The organism is Ensifer sp. ENS03 (assembly GCF_014852035.1).
GTDB classification, from domain to species: Bacteria; Pseudomonadota; Alphaproteobacteria; order Rhizobiales; family Rhizobiaceae; genus Ensifer; species Ensifer adhaerens.
The window spans coordinates 182,994-198,483 of the sequence record NZ_JACVAV010000002.1 but is presented as its reverse complement, the minus strand read 5'-3'; the positions used below and the strand labels follow the sequence as shown (position 1 = coordinate 198,483).

13 protein-coding genes are annotated in these 15,490 nt (G+C 63.0%); 5 read left to right on the top strand and 8 right to left on the bottom strand.

Annotated features, from left to right (window positions below; genetic code table 11):
- Positions 1-7: 7 nt before the first annotated feature.
- On the bottom strand, positions 8-835 hold the full coding sequence (locus IB263_RS07570) for a class I SAM-dependent methyltransferase (RefSeq protein ID WP_034795154.1): 828 nt from the start codon (positions 833-835) through the stop codon (positions 8-10).
- 204 nt (positions 836-1,039) lie between these two features.
- Here IB263_RS07570 and IB263_RS07565 point away from each other — a divergent pair, with 204 nt between their 5' ends.
- Positions 1,040-1,765, top strand: coding sequence for a DUF2270 domain-containing protein (locus IB263_RS07565; protein WP_034795151.1), 726 nt, complete (start codon positions 1,040-1,042; stop codon positions 1,763-1,765).
- Between the two features lie 69 nt (positions 1,766-1,834).
- Here the strand turns inward: IB263_RS07565 and IB263_RS07560 are convergent, their stop codons facing one another.
- From IB263_RS07560 to IB263_RS07545, 4 genes are all read right to left on the bottom strand, one after another.
- Complete coding sequence (locus IB263_RS07560; protein ID WP_034795148.1) at positions 1,835-2,101, bottom strand: usg protein; 267 nt, start codon at positions 2,099-2,101, stop codon at positions 1,835-1,837.
- A gap of 166 nt (positions 2,102-2,267) precedes the next feature.
- Positions 2,268-3,098: an ABC transporter permease gene (locus tag IB263_RS07555; protein ID WP_060520672.1), complete on the bottom strand. Its 831-nt coding sequence runs from the start codon at positions 3,096-3,098 to the stop codon at positions 2,268-2,270.
- A complete protein-coding gene (locus tag IB263_RS07550) occupies positions 3,095-3,898 on the bottom strand; it encodes an ABC transporter permease (RefSeq protein ID WP_034795142.1) in 804 nt (267 codons plus the stop codon). Before IB263_RS07550 ends, IB263_RS07555 begins: the two co-directional genes overlap by 4 nt.
- 169 nt (positions 3,899-4,067) lie before the next feature.
- Entirely contained in the window at positions 4,068-4,850 is a 783-nt protein-coding gene (locus IB263_RS07545; protein ID WP_034795139.1) for an ABC transporter substrate-binding protein, read from the bottom strand.
- Positions 4,851-5,268: 418 nt separating this feature from the next.
- On the opposite strand from IB263_RS07545, the gene IB263_RS07540 reads away from it, so the two are divergent.
- From IB263_RS07540 to IB263_RS07530, 3 genes are all read left to right on the top strand, one after another.
- Positions 5,269-7,500 carry an OmpA family protein gene (locus IB263_RS07540; RefSeq protein WP_192438139.1) on the top strand — a complete coding sequence of 744 codons (2,232 nt, stop codon included), beginning with the start codon at positions 5,269-5,271 and terminating at the stop codon, positions 7,498-7,500.
- A gap of 168 nt (positions 7,501-7,668) precedes the next feature.
- Positions 7,669-8,412, top strand: a complete 744-nt coding sequence (locus IB263_RS07535) for a polysaccharide deacetylase family protein (protein WP_134887764.1) — start codon at positions 7,669-7,671, stop codon at positions 8,410-8,412.
- A 223-nt stretch (positions 8,413-8,635) separates the two neighbouring features.
- Positions 8,636-10,234 carry a tetratricopeptide repeat protein gene (locus tag IB263_RS07530; protein WP_192438137.1) on the top strand — a complete coding sequence of 533 codons (1,599 nt, stop codon included), beginning with the start codon at positions 8,636-8,638 and terminating at the stop codon, positions 10,232-10,234.
- Between the two features lie 22 nt (positions 10,235-10,256).
- Here the strand turns inward: IB263_RS07530 and mobB are convergent, their stop codons facing one another.
- The 3 genes from mobB to IB263_RS07515 are packed head-to-tail and all read right to left on the bottom strand — an operon-like array spanning position 10,257 to position 12,358.
- Entirely contained in the window at positions 10,257-10,778 is a 522-nt protein-coding gene (mobB, locus tag IB263_RS07525) for a molybdopterin-guanine dinucleotide biosynthesis protein B (protein WP_034795131.1), read from the bottom strand.
- Positions 10,775-11,440, bottom strand: a complete 666-nt coding sequence (gene mobA, locus IB263_RS07520; RefSeq protein ID WP_060585002.1) for a molybdenum cofactor guanylyltransferase MobA — start codon at positions 11,438-11,440, stop codon at positions 10,775-10,777. The genes mobB and mobA overlap by 4 nt, the downstream gene beginning before the upstream one ends.
- A 9-nt stretch (positions 11,441-11,449) precedes the next feature.
- On the bottom strand, positions 11,450-12,358 hold the full coding sequence (locus IB263_RS07515) for a DMT family transporter (RefSeq protein WP_113294050.1): 909 nt from the start codon (positions 12,356-12,358) through the stop codon (positions 11,450-11,452).
- Positions 12,359-12,813: 455 nt separating this feature from the next.
- Here IB263_RS07515 and IB263_RS07510 point away from each other — a divergent pair, with 455 nt between their 5' ends.
- Positions 12,814-15,357, top strand: a complete 2,544-nt coding sequence (locus IB263_RS07510) for a methyl-accepting chemotaxis protein (RefSeq protein WP_192438135.1) — start codon at positions 12,814-12,816, stop codon at positions 15,355-15,357.
- The last annotated feature ends 133 nt before the right edge of the window (positions 15,358-15,490 follow it).

The following is a 15,490-nucleotide window of genomic DNA, read 5'->3' as shown; positions in this document are numbered from 1 at the left end:
GGCCCGATCAGGGCTTGAAGCGCGCGACCACCAGATGTCCGGCGATCGGCTCACCTTCTTCCAGGCGCACCGTGATGTCGCCGACTTCGACGATCTCGAAGCCGGTGGCGGCGAGACGGTCGCGCAGGTAGCTCTCGGCATGGGCAAAGCGCTGGTGCGGGCCGACCATGAAATTGCGGCCGGCGAAGGTCTCTGCGGGCAGGGTTTCGCTGGAGAAGATCAGCAGGCCGCCCGGGACGAGGTTGTCGACCGCGCCGAAAAACAGCGCTTCGAGCGCGCCCATATAGGGAAGCACGTCGGTGGCGACGATCAGGTCGAAGGGCTCGTCGTCGTTGTCGTCGAGAAAGTCGACCGCCTCTGCAACGTAAAGCGTCTCGTAGAGGTCTTTTTCGTGGGCGATCTCGACCATGTTTTCGGAGAGGTCGACGCCGGTGATGTCTTCGGCCATGTCGCGGAGCGCGCCGCCGGTCAGGCCCGTGCCACAGCCGAGATCCAGCACGCGGTCGAAGGGGCCGAGTTCAAGCGCCTGCAGGCGCTGGCGGACGAGGAGCGGCACGCAGTAGCCGAGCTGGTCGACGAGCACGTTGTCGAAGACTTCGGCATGCTGGTCGAAGAGCGTGGCGACATAGGCATCGGGCGCCTTCACCGGCGTTTCGCCGCGTCCCATCGAGGCCAGTCGCACGGCAGCGCCGCCGTGGTCTTCCGGATCGAGCGCCAGCACTTCGGCATAGGCTTGCGCCGCGGCATCGAACTTGCCGGACTTTTCCAGGGAGAGGGCGCGGTTATAGGCCTCGGCCAGCGCTTCCTCGTCGATTTTCGTGCTTTTCTGGGTCATGGGCGCTTCTTACGTCCGCAGCCGGTTTTTGGCAATCGCCGTCGGCGAAAGGTTTGCGGGCGTGGATCTGGCGTTTTGGAGGTCAGTGGCAGGATTTCCTTGGCCTTCCGGACGAAAAACGTCGCCATGCGGCGCCATCGGGATTTATCGGCAACAGGAAAGGAGTCATCATCGCAAGCATAAGAAAAGACGGGAGGAATGCCGATGTCCGCCGAGCTTGGGCCGCTGATCTTGAGCGCCGAAACGAAGGAGCCGAAAGGCCCGCCCTTGCCGCAGACGTCGCAGGAGCAGATCAACGCGGTGGTACACTATTATCGCGGCGAAATGGGGCGCATGGCCGGCTGGCGCGACCGCATCGACCGGACCTCCAACTGGGCAATCACCGTCGTTGCGGCGCTGCTCTCGGTCTCGCTGTCGACACCGTCGTCGCATCATGGCGTGCTGCTCTTCGCCATGCTGCTGATTACGCTCTTGCTCCTGATCGAAGCCCGGCGCTATCGCTTCTTCGACGTCTATCGCGCCCGGGTACGGCAATTGGAGCGCGGCTACTTCGCCCAGATCCTGGCGCCCGATGGCACGCCGAACCTCAATTGGGCGGCGTCGATCGCCAAGAGCCTGCGCAAGCCCGCTTTCCTGATGAGCTACCGCGAGGCGCTTTGCCGCCGGCTGCAGCGCAATTACTGCTGGATGTATCTGATCCTGCTGCTTGCCTGGGCGCTGAAGATTTCCTCGCCGAAGATCTCCACCAATGGCGAGCCCTTCGGCCACGTGCGCTCCTGGATGGACGTCGCCCAGAATGCGGCCCTCGGTCCCTTGCCCGGCTGGCCGGTGATTGTTGGTGTCATCGTGTTTTACGGGCTGGTGCTCTACGGCTCGCTGCACAAGGAGCCGCGCGAAGGCGAACTCGCGCATGGGGAGGTGCATGTCTGAGGGCGCCGGGCGTCACGCCTCGCCGATCCAGGGTTCCTGGTGACAGAGAGCGGTCGCCGTCGGCGGCTCTCAGTGCAGAATGAGCTCGCCCTTCAGTGCGCGCCATTCGGTGGCCGAGATCAGCTTGCGGTGCACGTAGCGCACCGAATGCAGCGGCCCGTCCAGTTTCTCTTCCCAGAATTTCAGGAAGCTGCGCATTTCGGGGAAGTCCGGCGCAATGTCGTAGTGCTGCCAGATATAGGTTTGCAGGAAGGCCGGATGGTCGGGCAGGTGGTAGAGGATCTGCGCCGTCGTCAGTCCGTAGCCCTTGAGCTGAAGTTCCATCTCGTTCGTCATGTGGACCTCACTTCTCGCAAAGGTTGGTCCCTATGATGAAACGCCTGATTTGTTAATCAAGGGCTAATATTTGTCCCGAAGTGAAACTTTCTCGTGAAATAACAAAAGCTTGGCAGCCTCTCTTAGGGAGTGCTGCCAAGCTTTGTTCGAAACCGACGTAGAAAGCCTATCGCTTCAGATGGCGGGTCAGCCGCGCTTCCAGCAGGCTCCAGATGTTGCGCAGGATCTCGACCATGATGAGGTAGAGAATGGCTGCCCAGATATACATCTGGAAGTCGAAGGTACGCGAGAAGGCATAGCGGGTTTCGCCCATGAGATCGAAGACGGTGACGATCGCGACGATCGCCGAGCCCTTGATCATCAGGATGATCTCGTTGCCGTAGGGGCGCAGCGCCACGATCATTGCCTGCGGCAGGATGATCTTCCAGAAGGCGACGCGCTGGGGAAGGCCAAGCGCGTCAGCGCCTTCGCGCTGGCCGCGCGGCACGCTCTCGATCGCGCCGCGCAGGATTTCCGCCTGGTAGGCCGCAGTGTTGAGCGTGAAAGCGAAGATCGCGCAGTTCCACGCGTCGCGGAAGAACCACCACAGGCCGACCGCTTCCAGCTGCGGGCGAAAGCTGCCGAGGCCGTAGTAGATGAGGAAGAGCTGTGCCAGCAGCGGCGTGCCGCGGAAGAAGTAGACGTATCCGTAGGCGAACCACGACAGGACCTTGTTCTTCGACATGCGGGCAAAGGCGATCGGCAGCGACAGGATGGCGCCCATGACGATCGAAAGGCCGACCAGCATCAACGTGACGCCGAGGCCGTTGATGAAGCGCGGGCCGTATTTGGCAAACTTGTCCGGATCCCAGCCGCCGACCACGGTCAGGAAGATACCGACGCCGAGTGCCAGCCAGATGCCGAGCGCAACGCTGCCGACGAAGCGGGTGAGCGTGTAGGGCTTCGGCGGAACCGGCGGCGGCGCCTGCGGCGGGATCATCGTTGCAACGACACTCATCGGCCCATCTCCGCACGTTTGGTTCGCCGTTCAATGTAGGAGAAGACGATCGAGGAAATCATCGCGAGGATCAGGAAGAGCACGCAGGCAACACCGTAGAATTCGAAGGCCTGCTTGGTCACGCGGGCGGCAATGCCGGTCTGGCGCAGGATGTCGGTCAGGCCGACGACCGAGACGAGGGCGGTGTCCTTGAGCAGCGCCATCCAGAGATTGCCGAGACCGGGCAGGGCGATGCGCACGAGCTGCGGCAGGATGATGAGGCGCATGGTGCGGCCGCGATGCAAGCCAAGGGCGTCACCGGCTTCGTATTGTCCATGCGGGATGGCCTTGAAAGCCGACAGCAGCACCTCCGAGCAATAGGCGGAGAAGACGACGCCGAGTGCGATCATGCCGGCGAAGAAGGCATTGATCTCGACCGGACCGTCGTAGCCGAGCGATGCCAGCAGTTGTTGAACGAGGATCTGCAAGCCGTAATAGACGATGAAGAGCGTCAGCAGTTCGGGCAGGCCGCGGAAGATCGTCGTGTAAATGTTCGACGCGAGCCGAACCGTGCGCTCTTCGGACTGCTTGCCCAGCGCGATGAAGAAGCCGATCAACAGGCCGACGGGCAGCGTTGCGATGGCAAGGCTCGCGGTAATGACGAAGCCGTGGGCGATATCGTCGCCCCATCCGGTGTCACCGCAGGCGAGAAGCGTGCCAGGTGCGAGCCAGGTAAAGACCCCGACCGGGCCGCAGAATGGATCGACGATCGATCCGATCCAGGAGAGGATGGAATAGAAGCCGGCAAACAACCCGCTCATGTCAGAGATTTCCCCTTTTGCGCTGTTTTTATGCGTATCGATCGCGCTTTGTTTTAGGCACTTGTCAAACAAAAACGGCGGAAGGGCAAGCCATCCGCCGTTGCAATTTTCGCATCAACCGACGTTTTTCCGGCATGATTCACTATGGATTCGCACCGGAAACCGTCAATCAGCTGCCATAAACGTCGAATGGGAAGTACTTTTCGTTGATTTCCTTGTACTTGCCGTTGGCGCGGATCGCCTCGATCGCCTTGTTGAACTTCTCGCGCAGCGCATCGTCGCCCTTGCGGACCGCGATACCGGCGCCGTCGCCGTTGATAACGGGGTCGATCGGCAGGGTGCCGAGCAGCTTGCAGCAGGCGCCGTCAGCGGTCTTCAGCCATTCCGAGAGCACGACGACGTCGTCGATGACTGCGTCGATACGGCCGTTGGCGATGTCGAGCTTGTACTCATCAGCCGTCGGATAGAGCTTGATTTCGGCACCCTTCATATGCGCTTCGGCATAGTTGGAATGGGTGGTCGAGCCTTGCGCGCCGAGCGCCTTGCCCTGAAGGGCGGCTGCGGTTGCCTCGGTGATCGGCGAATCCTTCGGCACGACGATTGCCGGCGGGGTGTTGTAGTACTTGTTGGTGAAGTCGACCTTTTCCTTGCGCTCGGCGGTGATCGACATGGACGCGATGATGGCGTCGAACTTCTTGGCGATGAGCGCCGGAATGATGCCGTCCCAGTCCTGCGTCACGAAAGTGCACTCGGCCTTCATTTCCACGCACAGCGCCTTGGCGATGTCGATGTCGAAGCCCGTCAGCGTGCCGTCCGCTTCCAGGTTGTTGAAGGGCGGGTAAGCGCCTTCCGTGCCGATCACGACCTTTTCGCCGTCGGCCATGGCCGAGCCTGCCATGAGCACGAAAACGGCAGCCGATGCGGCGGCTGCCAGCCGCTTGGAAATACGCATGATAGTCCTCTCTGTTGGTCGACATCCGGCATTGTTGTTTTTCGCGGATGCCAATTTCAGCCGGGGCGTCTGCCGCCGGTTGTGGCGATATTCGTACTCTTTTCCACTAAAAATCAACAGGAAAGCGAAGGCGCTCAACGGGAATCAAGTTTCGACCGATGATTGTGGTTTTCCGTGTGGGAGAAACATGAACGGAGCGTTCAGCGGCGGTTAATCTTGCCTCCGCTAGCCCTTGTCAAGGAACCGGTTCGCGGTTTGGGCGTTGCATTGGACCGCGCGTCTCGCGGCCAACACAAAAAAGCCGAAACCTTGGGTCAAGGCCCCGTAAGTATTCGTGTTCGCATTCTCTTCTTCAGCGTGTCACAGGTTGACGAGAGGATGCGGGCCAGGACCTCCCAGGAAGAGGAAGGAAGACAAAATGTCGATTCGATCCAAGCTGTTCGCGACCGTCGCGCTGCCGGTGCTGTCGGTGTCCGTGGCGGTTCCGCCCGCGGTGGCCGACAGCCTGATGAAGCCATTCGAGGTTGCACAGGAGGGCGGTGGCCAATCCGACGAGGAACTGCTGCTGCAGAAGCAGCGCCAGGCGGAAGAAGAAGCCGCGCGTCAGGCTGCCGAACAGCAGCGCGCCGCTGAAGAAGAAGCTGCACGCCAAGCTGCCGAGCAGCAGCGTGCTGCTGAGGAAGAGGCTGCCCGTCAGGCCGCCGAGCAGCAGCGTGCCGCTGAAGAAGAGGCAGCGCGCCAGGCCGCCGAGCAGCAGAAGGCCGCTGAGGAAGAAGCTGCGCGCCAGGCTGCCGAACAGCAGAAGGCTGCTGAAGAAGAAGCCGCACGTCAGGCTGCCGAACAGCAGAAGGCTGCCGAAGAAGAAGCGGCACGTCAGGCTGCCGAGCAGCAGAAGGCTGCTGAGGAAGATGCTGCCCGCAAGGCTGCTGAAGAGCAGAAGGCAGCCGAAGAGCAGAAGGCCGCCGAAGAGCAGAAGGCCGCCGAAGAGCAGAAGGCCGCTGACGAACAGAAGACCGCTGACGAACAGAAGGCTGCTGAAGAGCAGAAGGCTGCTGAAGAGCAGAAGGCTGCCGAAGAGCAGAAGGCCGCTGAAGAGCAGAAGGCTGCCGAAGAGCCGAAGGCCGGTGGCGAAACCGCTCCCGCCGTCGAGCCGCAGCCGCAGACTGGCGAGGGCCAGCCTGTGCCTGGCGCGGAACAACCACAGACCGGCGAAGGCCAGCCGGTGCCTGGTGCAGAACAGCCGCAGACGGGCGAGGGACAGCCGGTCCCGGGTACCGAGCAGCCGCAGACCGGCGAAGGTCAGCCCGTGCCCGGCACGGAGCAGCCAGTAACGGCCGAGCAGCCGCAGGTGCAGCAGCCGGCTCCGGAAGTGGTCGACACCCGCACGGAAGAAGAGAAGGTGAAGATCGCCGATGATCCGGCCGCGACCGACGAAACCGTCGTCCTGCCGGTCGAAAACGGTGCTGCCGTGCTCGACAGCGACAAGGACGCCGACAATGCCGGCGGCAACCAGGCGCGCGAAGAGCGCCAGAAGCTGCGTGAAGAACTGCGCGCCAAGGAAGAGGACGCCCCGCCGCCGGCCGACGATGCCGCAGCGCAGGCTGCGATCGCTGCCGAGATGCCGGCCGACCTACCGCAGAAGATCGAAGCGAACCTCAACGAAAAGGGTACGCGCGTCGATGAGGCTCCGGTCTTCGTGGTTCCGGAGACGACCAACATCGTCAACAACACTGTTATCAACAACACGGTGATCAACAACAACACGACGGTCAACAACATCACCAACAACATCACTGAGGTAAAGATCGTCGAGCAGGTCGACAACCGGGTGATCCTCGGTGTCGGCGACCAGATCTTCGTGCGTGGCGACGACCGTCCGCGCCTGCGTTACGATGCGGAAGAGACTTACTACGATCAGCTTCCGCGCGGTCGTACCCGCGAAACCATCGTGCGTCCGGGCGGCTACCGGATCGTCACCGTCTACAACCGTTACGGCGACATCCTGCAGCGCTCGCGTGTCGACCGCGACGGCAACGAATACCTGATGATCTATGCGCCCGAGCGTGACGAGGGTCCGCGTCCGGCGATCATCGACGTCGGCTACGAACTGCCGCCGATGCGCCTGCGCATCCCGGTTCGTGACTACATCGTCGACGTTTCCGACGATCCGGATCGCGACTACTACGAGTTCCTGGCCGAGCCGCCGGTCGAGCGTGTCGAGCGCGTCTACACCATGGACGAAGTCCGCCACTCCGCCCGCCTGCGCGACAAGGTGCGCCGCGTCGACCTCGACACGATCACCTTCCCGACGGGCAGCGCCGAAGTGTCGATGTCGCAGGCCAAGACCATGCGCAAGGTCGCAGCCGCGATGGAGAAGATCCTCGCCAAGGACCCGGGTGAAACCTTCTTCATCGAAGGCCACACCGATGCCGTTGGCTCGGACCGCTCAAACCTGGTGCTCTCCGACAAGCGCGCCGAATCGGTCGCCTCGTTGCTGACCGAGGTCTACGGCATTCCGCCGGAAAACCTGGCGACCCAGGGCTATGGCGAGCGCTTCCTGAAGGTTCGCACCCAGGACGCCGAGCAGCAGAACCGTCGCGTCACCATTCGCCGTGTGACCCCGCTGGTTCGCCCGGTCGCACAGCGCTAACAGGGCTTCGCGCAGCGCTAACAAGGCGCGCCCAGCGCCAAAATGATTGGCGCTGGGCGGATCAAGCTTCGGGCAGGACTGCCCGGATAAGACCAGGAAACCCGCCTCGCAAAAGGCGGGTTTCCGTCGTTTGACATTCCTTCCCAGATTTTTCTTCCTCGGATTGCCATGAAAGCCTTTTCCCTCGCGCTTGTTGCCGCCACCACGCTCGCCCATTCGGCCATCGCCGCGCCCGGGCTCGTCGAGCCGGATCTGCGTCTGCCCGCCAATCCCGAGGGAAAGGGCGGAGCGCCGCGGGTGGCGCTGACGCTTGACGCCTGCAGCGGCGCCACCGACATGCGCATCCTCGGCACACTGATCGAAAACCGCATCCCCGCGACGATCTTCGTCACCGCGCGCTGGCTGAAGCGCAACGGCCTCGTCGTCGAGGTGATGAAGGCGCATCCGGATCTATTCGAGATCGAGGATCACGGCGCCATGCACGTGCCGCCGATCGACGTGAAGATTTCCGTCTATGGCATCGCGGCAGCCGGCTCCGAGGCGGCAGTCACCGCCGAAGTCGATGGCGGTGCTGTCGCAATCAAGGCGCATGGCCTGCCGGCGCCGAAGTGGTTTCGCGGCGCGACGGCCAAATACACCCATTCGTCGATGAGCCAGATCCGCGCCATGGGCTACCGCATCGCCGGCTACTCGGTGAACGGTGATGGTGGCTCGCTGCTGGGTGCGGCGATGGCGGAGAAGCGCATTCGCGCCGCCAAGGACGGTGACGTCATCATCGCCCATATCAACCAACCGACCCATTCCGCCGGCGCCGGCGTTGCCCGCGGCATCCTCGACCTCAAGGCGAAGGGCTACAGCTTCGTCCGACTGAACGACATTCCGGACGAAATGACCGTCGGCGCGACGAACTGACCGCCAGCAACGGCTGATACCGGAAAATATCCGCACGCCGAGGCCGTTGGCGTAAGCCGCAAGTGTGGGCCGTGAATGCGGCGCGGCCTCCGCGGCGGTTCATGTCTCGTCGGCCACGAGGCCGCTGCTCGACGCAAAGTAGCGGTCCGTCGAAATCCGTTTTCCGTTGCCGGTTCGTCCCCCTAGGCTTCTCTCCCTATGCGACTGGTTCTGGAGGGGTGGGATGAAACGTGTCGTCTTCGGGCTCGTTATCGCACTGCTCGTGGAGGCTTCCTTGCCTACGCGTGCCTATGGCGCAGGCACGGCTCTGCCACCATTCGAGCAGGTGCTGGAGCGCGCCGAGGCCGGTGACGTTGAGGCCGAGGTCGATCTCGGCATGCGCTATCAGACCGGCGAAGGTGTTGCCCACGATGTCATGAAAGCCATCGGTTGGTACGGGAGGGCCGCAGCGAAGGGCAACGCGAAAGCCCAGTTCCTGCTCGGCTCGATCTACTTCAACGGTGCCGAAGGTGTGAAGCAGAACTATGTCGAAGCGCTTCGCTGGTTTCGGCTCTCAGCCGATCAGAGGACGCCGGCCGCCCAGTACAATATCGGCGTTCACTACGAACAGGGATTGGGTGTCGCCAAGGATGACGCGCAGGCCGTTGCCTACTACCGGTTGGCGGCGGAGCAGGGGTATGCCGCGGCCCAATACAACCTCGGCTACATGCTTCAGGAGGGGCGCGGAACTACGCGCGATCCGGCCGCGGCCTTCGAATGGTATCGGAAGGCTGCGGACCAAGGGCTGGTTGCGGCCATGCACAATCTTGCCGTCGCCTACTTGCAGGGCAACGGCACGCTGAGGAATGACGCGGAGGCCTACCGCTGGGAGTCGCGCGCCGCGATCGGCGGGGAACCCCGCGCCCAGTACAATCTCGGCGTTATGTATGAGAGAGGCACCGGTGTCGAACGCAGCGTTCCCGAGGCGCTCAACTGGTATGTGCGAGCAGCCGAGCAGGGAAACATCGAAGGGCAGGTGAATGCCGGCAGGCTCTATTTCAACAGCGAGGCGGGGCGGGTCGATACCAAGGAGGGTGATCGCTGGCTGCGGCTTGCTGCGAATGCCGGAAACGGGCAGGCACAGAATCTCCTCTGCACGATCTACGCGCGCGCCTTCGGCGTCGGGCGTGACGATCGGGAGGCGGTGAAGTGGTGCCGCATAGCGGCGGACCGGGGCATGGTCTCGGCGCAGGTGGATCTGGCAATCTTCTACATGTTGGGTCGCGGTGTCGCGAAGGATGAGGCTCAGGCATTCGAGCTGTTCCTGAAAGCGGCAGAACAGGGAAACCCGCAAGCGCAGATGAATGTCGGCGCCATGTACCTGACGGGTGCCGGCGTCGATGAAAACTACGCCGAGGCGCACCGCTGGTTCCTGATGCTTGCCGATCGCGGAGATCCCAAAGGGCAATTCAACCTGGCGGTCATGTATGCGAATGGCCAAGGTATCGATAAGAACGCGAAGGAGGCGGCGCGGCTCTACAAGCTTTCGGCTGACCAGGGTTATGCCTTGGCGCAGTTCAATCTCGCCATCGCCTATCTCAATGGCATCGGCGTGGAGATTGACGCTCCGGCTGCCGTCAGGTGGTTCCGCAAGGCGGCGGAGCAAGGAAATGCGGACGCCCAATTCTTTCTCGGTATCGCCTATGCGAGAGGCGATGGGGTGGAGCAGGATCTTTCAGCCGCGGCCGAGTGGTATGCCAAGGCGGCCGCGCAAGGGATGCAGAAAGCGCAGGAGTTGCTGGCGAAGCTGCCTGAAGAGTATCGCCGTGCCTCACAGCGTTGAGCCTGCAGCGCCTTCGCGCATTTCAGACGCCTTTACGCTGTAGCCCTGTGACCTTCTCGACGAAATCGGCAATTGCCGCCGTGTCGTCGAGCTCGAACACTGGCAGATCGGAGCCTTCTACCGGATGATCGGCAGCGATTGCGCAGATGTGGGGGTCGGTGGGCGCCAGCGGCTCGCGGTTCGCTGACTCCAGACGGCGAGCCTCGACCTTCGGGATCGGTTCGCGCTTGTAGCCTTCGATGAGGACGAGATCGCAAGGCGCGAGCCGCGCCAGGATCTCCTTGAAGCTTGGCTCCGGGGCGCCGCGCAATTCGTGCATGATGGCAAATCGCGTGCCGGAGACGATCGTCACCTCATGGGCGCCGGCCTCGCGGTGACGGTAGCTGTCGGCCCCGACCTTGTCGATATCGAAGTCGTGGTGGGCGTGCTTGACGGTGGAGACGATGTAGCCGCGCCGCGTTAGCTCGGTGACGAGCCGTACCATCAGGCCGGTCTTGCCCGAATTCTTCCAGCCGGCGATGCCGAAGATCTTCATGGCGCTCATGTTTTGTCATCCTCGAAGAAACGCAACCATTGCGCCGCGTCGGTCAGATCCTCGGGCGTGTTGACGTTGAAGAACGGATCGAATGCGCCTTCTGCCGTCGCGATAAGCGGAAAATCGACCGTTACCGAAGGGTGGCGTTCGATGAAGGCGCGGACGCGGCGCTTCGGGTCACTGGTCAGAAAGGTCTCAAGCTCGTCCGCAAGGGCGACCGGCCAGAGCCCGAACAACGGATGCATCTGCCCGTTGGATGCCGCAACGGCAATCTGCTGGTGCTCTGTCAGGCCGGCAACCATTCGGGTGACGAGATCATCCGGAAAGAACGGCGTATCGGTCGGAACAACGACGACGTGGCTTGCCGTCGGATTGGTCGCCGCGACATGGCGCATGGCTGTCAGCACGCCGGCAAGCGGGCCGAGAAAACCGGGGACTGTGTCGGCGATGACGAGCACGCCTCTGTCGATGGCGCCAGCCGGATCGACGTTGAGGTTGACGGCGACGCTCGTCACCTGAGGCCGGAGCCGGGCGACGATGCGCGTCAACATCGTCTGACCGCCCAGCTGAAGGCCGAACTTCGGGCTGCCCATACGGCGCGACAATCCGCCGCCAAGGACGACGGCGGGCAGGGATGCGCTGATCAGGGGCGAGGGACGGCTTCCGGGCATTGTCGGCTCCTATTCCAGTGGGCCGGTCAGCGAGCGCTGGGCGACGGCTTTGCGACCGCGCAGCGTCTCGCGATAGAAGGTGTAGAGACCCGAACCGATGATGATCGCGACGCCGACCAGCATCCAGTGATCCGGCACCTCGGCAAAGAAGAAGATGCCGATCGCAATCGACCAGATCAGGCTGGTGTAGCGGAAGGGGGCGATCACCGAAATGTCGCCGGCCCGCATCGCCAGCACGATCGTCTGGTAGCCGAGCATCAGCAGAACGCTTGCCGCAGCGATATGGCTGAAGGTCGTCGTCGACATCGGCTGCCAGCCGCCCAACGGCTGGATGAGCAAGGCGCCGACGAGGGTGGTGACGAGCGAAGTCGATACGGTGATGTAGAGCGCCGGCACGTCGTGGCCGATGCGGCGGGTACAGAGGTCGCGGGTGGCGGTGACGAAGACGCACCCAACCACGGTCAGCGCCGCCGGCGTGAAGCCCTCGGGGCCCGGCCGGAGCACGATCAGCACGCCGATGAAGCCGGCGATGATCGCGGTCCAGCGGCGCCAGCCGACCGGTTCGCCGAGGAAGAGCGCGGCGCCGAGCGTGACGGCCAGGGGAAGCGCCTGCATGATTGCCGAGGCGTTGGCGAGCGGGATCTGGCCGAGGGCCGAGATATAGGTGACCGAGGCCAGCGCCTCCATGGCTATTCGCAGCAGGATCACCGGCCGCATCAGCGTTCCGATCGGCCGGAAGGCGCGAAAATGCCAGGCGGCGAGCACGACCATCAGCGTCGTCAGCAAACCGCGCACGAAGATGATCTGCCCCACATTCATTGCGCCGGTGACGGATTTGACGAGCGCGTCGTTGCACGAGAACGTGACCATCGCCAGGCACATGAAAAGAATGCCGCGGAAATTGGTGGAGGCTTGCATGCTGGCTGTCCTGCGACGCCGGGCAAGCGGCCTGCGCTGCCGGCGGATGGGGAGGCGAATCCGTGAATGGATCGCCTAATGTTTAAGCATTGGCTGCCGGGTTGTGCAAACGGGATCGCATGCCGCCCCGACTTTTCTTGTCCGACAAGTAGAAGGATTGCCCTTCGAGGGAGAACCATTGCCGGAAAGACTGTCGCATGCCGGTAAAGCCGGTGTGTTCGAACATAAGCTTATTCGCGGAATCTTAAGTTTCGCTGCCTATCGTCGCCACAATTCCGCATCCATTCGCATGACGCGATCGGCGGGGTGGCGCCGCAATAAACCTTGCAGGGTGGCCATTCCAGGGACGTTTGCTTGAGGCTTGGGAGAGCCTCCGGCCGATGGCCCATCGGTGTTTCCACCAAGAAAAACCGCCGCGCGGGCCTGCTTCCCATAAGAATAATCAGGGGTGCGCAATGTCTTTCATCGATCGCTTGCTGCAACGGCTGCGTATCGTCACCAAGGTGCTGCTTTTCGTGGTTCCGCTCGTGGCGCTTATCGCCGGCATTGGTCTCATCGGCTTCTTCACTGCCCGCACGCTCAACGGCCATATGACCGTGACGCGGGAAACCATCAACAATCTCTCGGATTTCCAGGCGCTGCGCGGCGCGCTGCAGGCTTTTGCTGATGCGCCGAGTGAGGAGACGCGCACGGCACTGTCGGCCCAGATCGACGAACAGGAAAGCGGCGTGAAGACGCTCGACGGCCTGTTGACCCGTGCCGAGGACAAGGCCGAAATCGCTTCGGTGCTTACGCTTGGTCAAGCCATGCGCAGCCAGACGGACAAGCTCTGGGCGACCAAGCTCGAGCGCGACCAGGTGACGGCGTCGCTCGACAAGGCTCTTGCCGACATGACCGAACAGGGCAATGGCGCCTACAAGCAGATCGATATCATCCGCAAGGAATCGGGTGAGAAGGAGGCCTTTGCCAAGGCGTTGCTGTTCGATGCCGCCGCCTATCAGGGCCTTGCGGAGCGCATCAAGAAATTCCGCCTGCCGGTAACCATGGCCGTCAACCCCGACGCCAAGATCGACCAGGCGAACAAGCTTCTGCCGCATCTCATGAAGCAGATCGAAGAAGCGGAAAAGATCGCCTCGGAAAAGGTGCAGGCGCCGATTGCCGAACTGAAGGATCAGGCAACGAAGGTGCAGGCGACCCTTGCCGGCGGCGATGACAACGAGGCGAAGAAGAACGCGCTGGTGCCGATCCTCAGCAAGTTCTCGAAATACGAAGCGGACTTTGCCAAGGAGGCCGCGAAGAATTCCGACACGGCCGCCAAACGCTTCGTCGGCATGGATGCCGAGATCTCGCAGCTGAAGACCCTGATCGCGCTGATGGGCGACACCTTCAAGGGCCTCGACAGCACGCGGCTGCACATCAGCGAGCTGCATCGCAAGCTCGATGCCGCCGGCCGCGAGCCGGTCATGGCCGACATCCTGGCGGTTCGCGAAACCTCAGCCAAGCTCGGCGAACTCGGCGGCAAGAACGCTGCCCTTCGCGACCTTCCGGGTAAGCTCGGCCCGTCGCTCGACAACATCGACAAGGACACCGCTGCATTGATCGACGTCGGCGGCCGCTGGCAAACGGCAAAGAGCGAAGCGGCGACGATGGTCGCAGCTGCCAGCACGACGCTCGAAAGCTTCGTCAGCAGCGCCCAGGAGGCCGGCAAGGTCGACAGCCAGCGTTCGGCCGACGTTTCGATCGTGGCGATGATCGCCGGCACGCTGCTCGCCATCATCGGTGGCCTGATGCTGGTCGAGACGCTGCGCGGTCCGCTGAAGCGCGTGACCGAAACGATGACGCGGCTTGCCAATGGTGACCTCGACGTTGCCATCGAAGGCCGCAACCGCGGCGACGAGATCGGCGACATGGTGCGCTCGGTTGCCGTCTTCCGCGACAATGCGGTCGAGAATGTCCGGCTTGGTCGTGAGGCCGAGGCCGCGCGCGCGCTTTCTGCAGAAGAGGAAACGCGCCGGGCTGCTGAGCGCGCCCGCATCGAGGCCGAGCAGATGCAGGCGCTGAACGCGCTCTCCGACGTGCTCGCAGCACTTGCCGATGGCGATCTCGAAGAGGGCATGTCCGAGGATCTGCCCGCCGATTACGTGATCATGGCCCGCACCTACAACAATGCGGTCGAGGCGCTGCGGGCGACCCTCGCCGACGTGCGCGTTGTCACCGGCGAGATCACCGGCGGCACCGGCAATCTCGCCGCGTCGGCTGACGATCTGGCGCGCCGGACCGAGCAGCAGGCGGCAGCCCTCGAGGAAAGCTCGCGGGCCTTGCGTCAATTGACCGATATCGTCCGCGCGACGGCCGAAAGCGCCCGCAAGACAACGGTTTCGGTCGGCGAGACCAACTCCTACGCCAAGCATTCCGGCGAAGTGGTCGCCAAGGCGATCGATGCCATGGCCGAGATCAACCGCTCCTCGGAGAAGATCAGCACGATCATCGGCGTCATCGATGAAATCGCCTTCCAGACCAACCTGCTTGCGCTCAACGCCGGCGTCGAGGCGGCGCGGGCAGGCGAGGCGGGCCGCGGCTTTGCGGTGGTGGCGCAGGAGGTGCGCGAACTCGCCCAGCGCTGTGCCGGGGCTGCCCGCGAGATCAAGGGGCTGATTTCCGAAAGCTCGGCACAGGTGAGAAGCGGCGTCGCTCTCGTCCAGGAAACCGGCGACGCGCTGACAGTGATCAACAACCACATCGGCACGATCCACGATCTCGTCAGCAACATCGAGGCTTCGGCCGCCGACCAGTACACCGGTCTCAACGAGGTGAACTCGGCGGTGCATCAGGTCGAGATGATCACCCAGCAGAACGCCGCGATGGTCGAGGAAAACACCGCCGAGATCCATGGCCTGCGCCGGCAGGTGGAAGCGCTCAACGACAAGATCGAACGCTTCCGTACCGGGACGGACGGTATCGGCGCCCGCGGACAGGGGCATCGAAGCTACGCGGCTTGAGTGTCCGGGCGGGCGGCTTGGGCACCCGCTGACCAACCCTCTCCCCGCAGGCGGGGCGAGGGAACGTGCCGGACGGTCAAGCGCGCCCATACAGGCGCTATCCACTTACACGCGGAATACGTGGGGACACGAA

Bases quoted from the DNA above. Each gene is read 5' to 3' on its own strand.
- mobB (WP_034795131.1), bottom strand. From the start codon at position 10,778: ATGAGCGCCATGAAGATCTTCGGCATCGCCGGCTGGAAGAATTCGGGC.
- IB263_RS07515 (WP_113294050.1), bottom strand. From the start codon at position 12,358: ATGCAAGCCTCCACCAATTTCCGCGGCATTCTTTTCATGTGCCTGGCG.
- IB263_RS07545 (WP_034795139.1), bottom strand. From the start codon at position 4,850: ATGCGTATTTCCAAGCGGCTGGCAGCCGCCGCATCGGCTGCCGTTTTC.
- IB263_RS07555 (WP_060520672.1), bottom strand. From the start codon at position 3,098: ATGAGTGTCGTTGCAACGATGATCCCGCCGCAGGCGCCGCCGCCGGTT.
- IB263_RS07565 (WP_034795151.1), top strand. From the start codon at position 1,040: ATGTCCGCCGAGCTTGGGCCGCTGATCTTGAGCGCCGAAACGAAGGAG.
- IB263_RS07535 (WP_134887764.1), top strand. From the start codon at position 7,669: ATGAAAGCCTTTTCCCTCGCGCTTGTTGCCGCCACCACGCTCGCCCAT.
- IB263_RS07530 (WP_192438137.1), top strand. From the start codon at position 8,636: ATGAAACGTGTCGTCTTCGGGCTCGTTATCGCACTGCTCGTGGAGGCT.
- IB263_RS07550 (WP_034795142.1), bottom strand. From the start codon at position 3,898: ATGAGCGGGTTGTTTGCCGGCTTCTATTCCATCCTCTCCTGGATCGGA.
- IB263_RS07560 (WP_034795148.1), bottom strand. From the start codon at position 2,101: ATGACGAACGAGATGGAACTTCAGCTCAAGGGCTACGGACTGACGACG.
- mobA (WP_060585002.1), bottom strand. From the start codon at position 11,440: ATGCCCGGAAGCCGTCCCTCGCCCCTGATCAGCGCATCCCTGCCCGCC.
- IB263_RS07570 (WP_034795154.1), bottom strand. From the start codon at position 835: ATGACCCAGAAAAGCACGAAAATCGACGAGGAAGCGCTGGCCGAGGCC.
- IB263_RS07540 (WP_192438139.1), top strand. From the start codon at position 5,269: ATGTCGATTCGATCCAAGCTGTTCGCGACCGTCGCGCTGCCGGTGCTG.
- IB263_RS07510 (WP_192438135.1), top strand. From the start codon at position 12,814: ATGTCTTTCATCGATCGCTTGCTGCAACGGCTGCGTATCGTCACCAAG.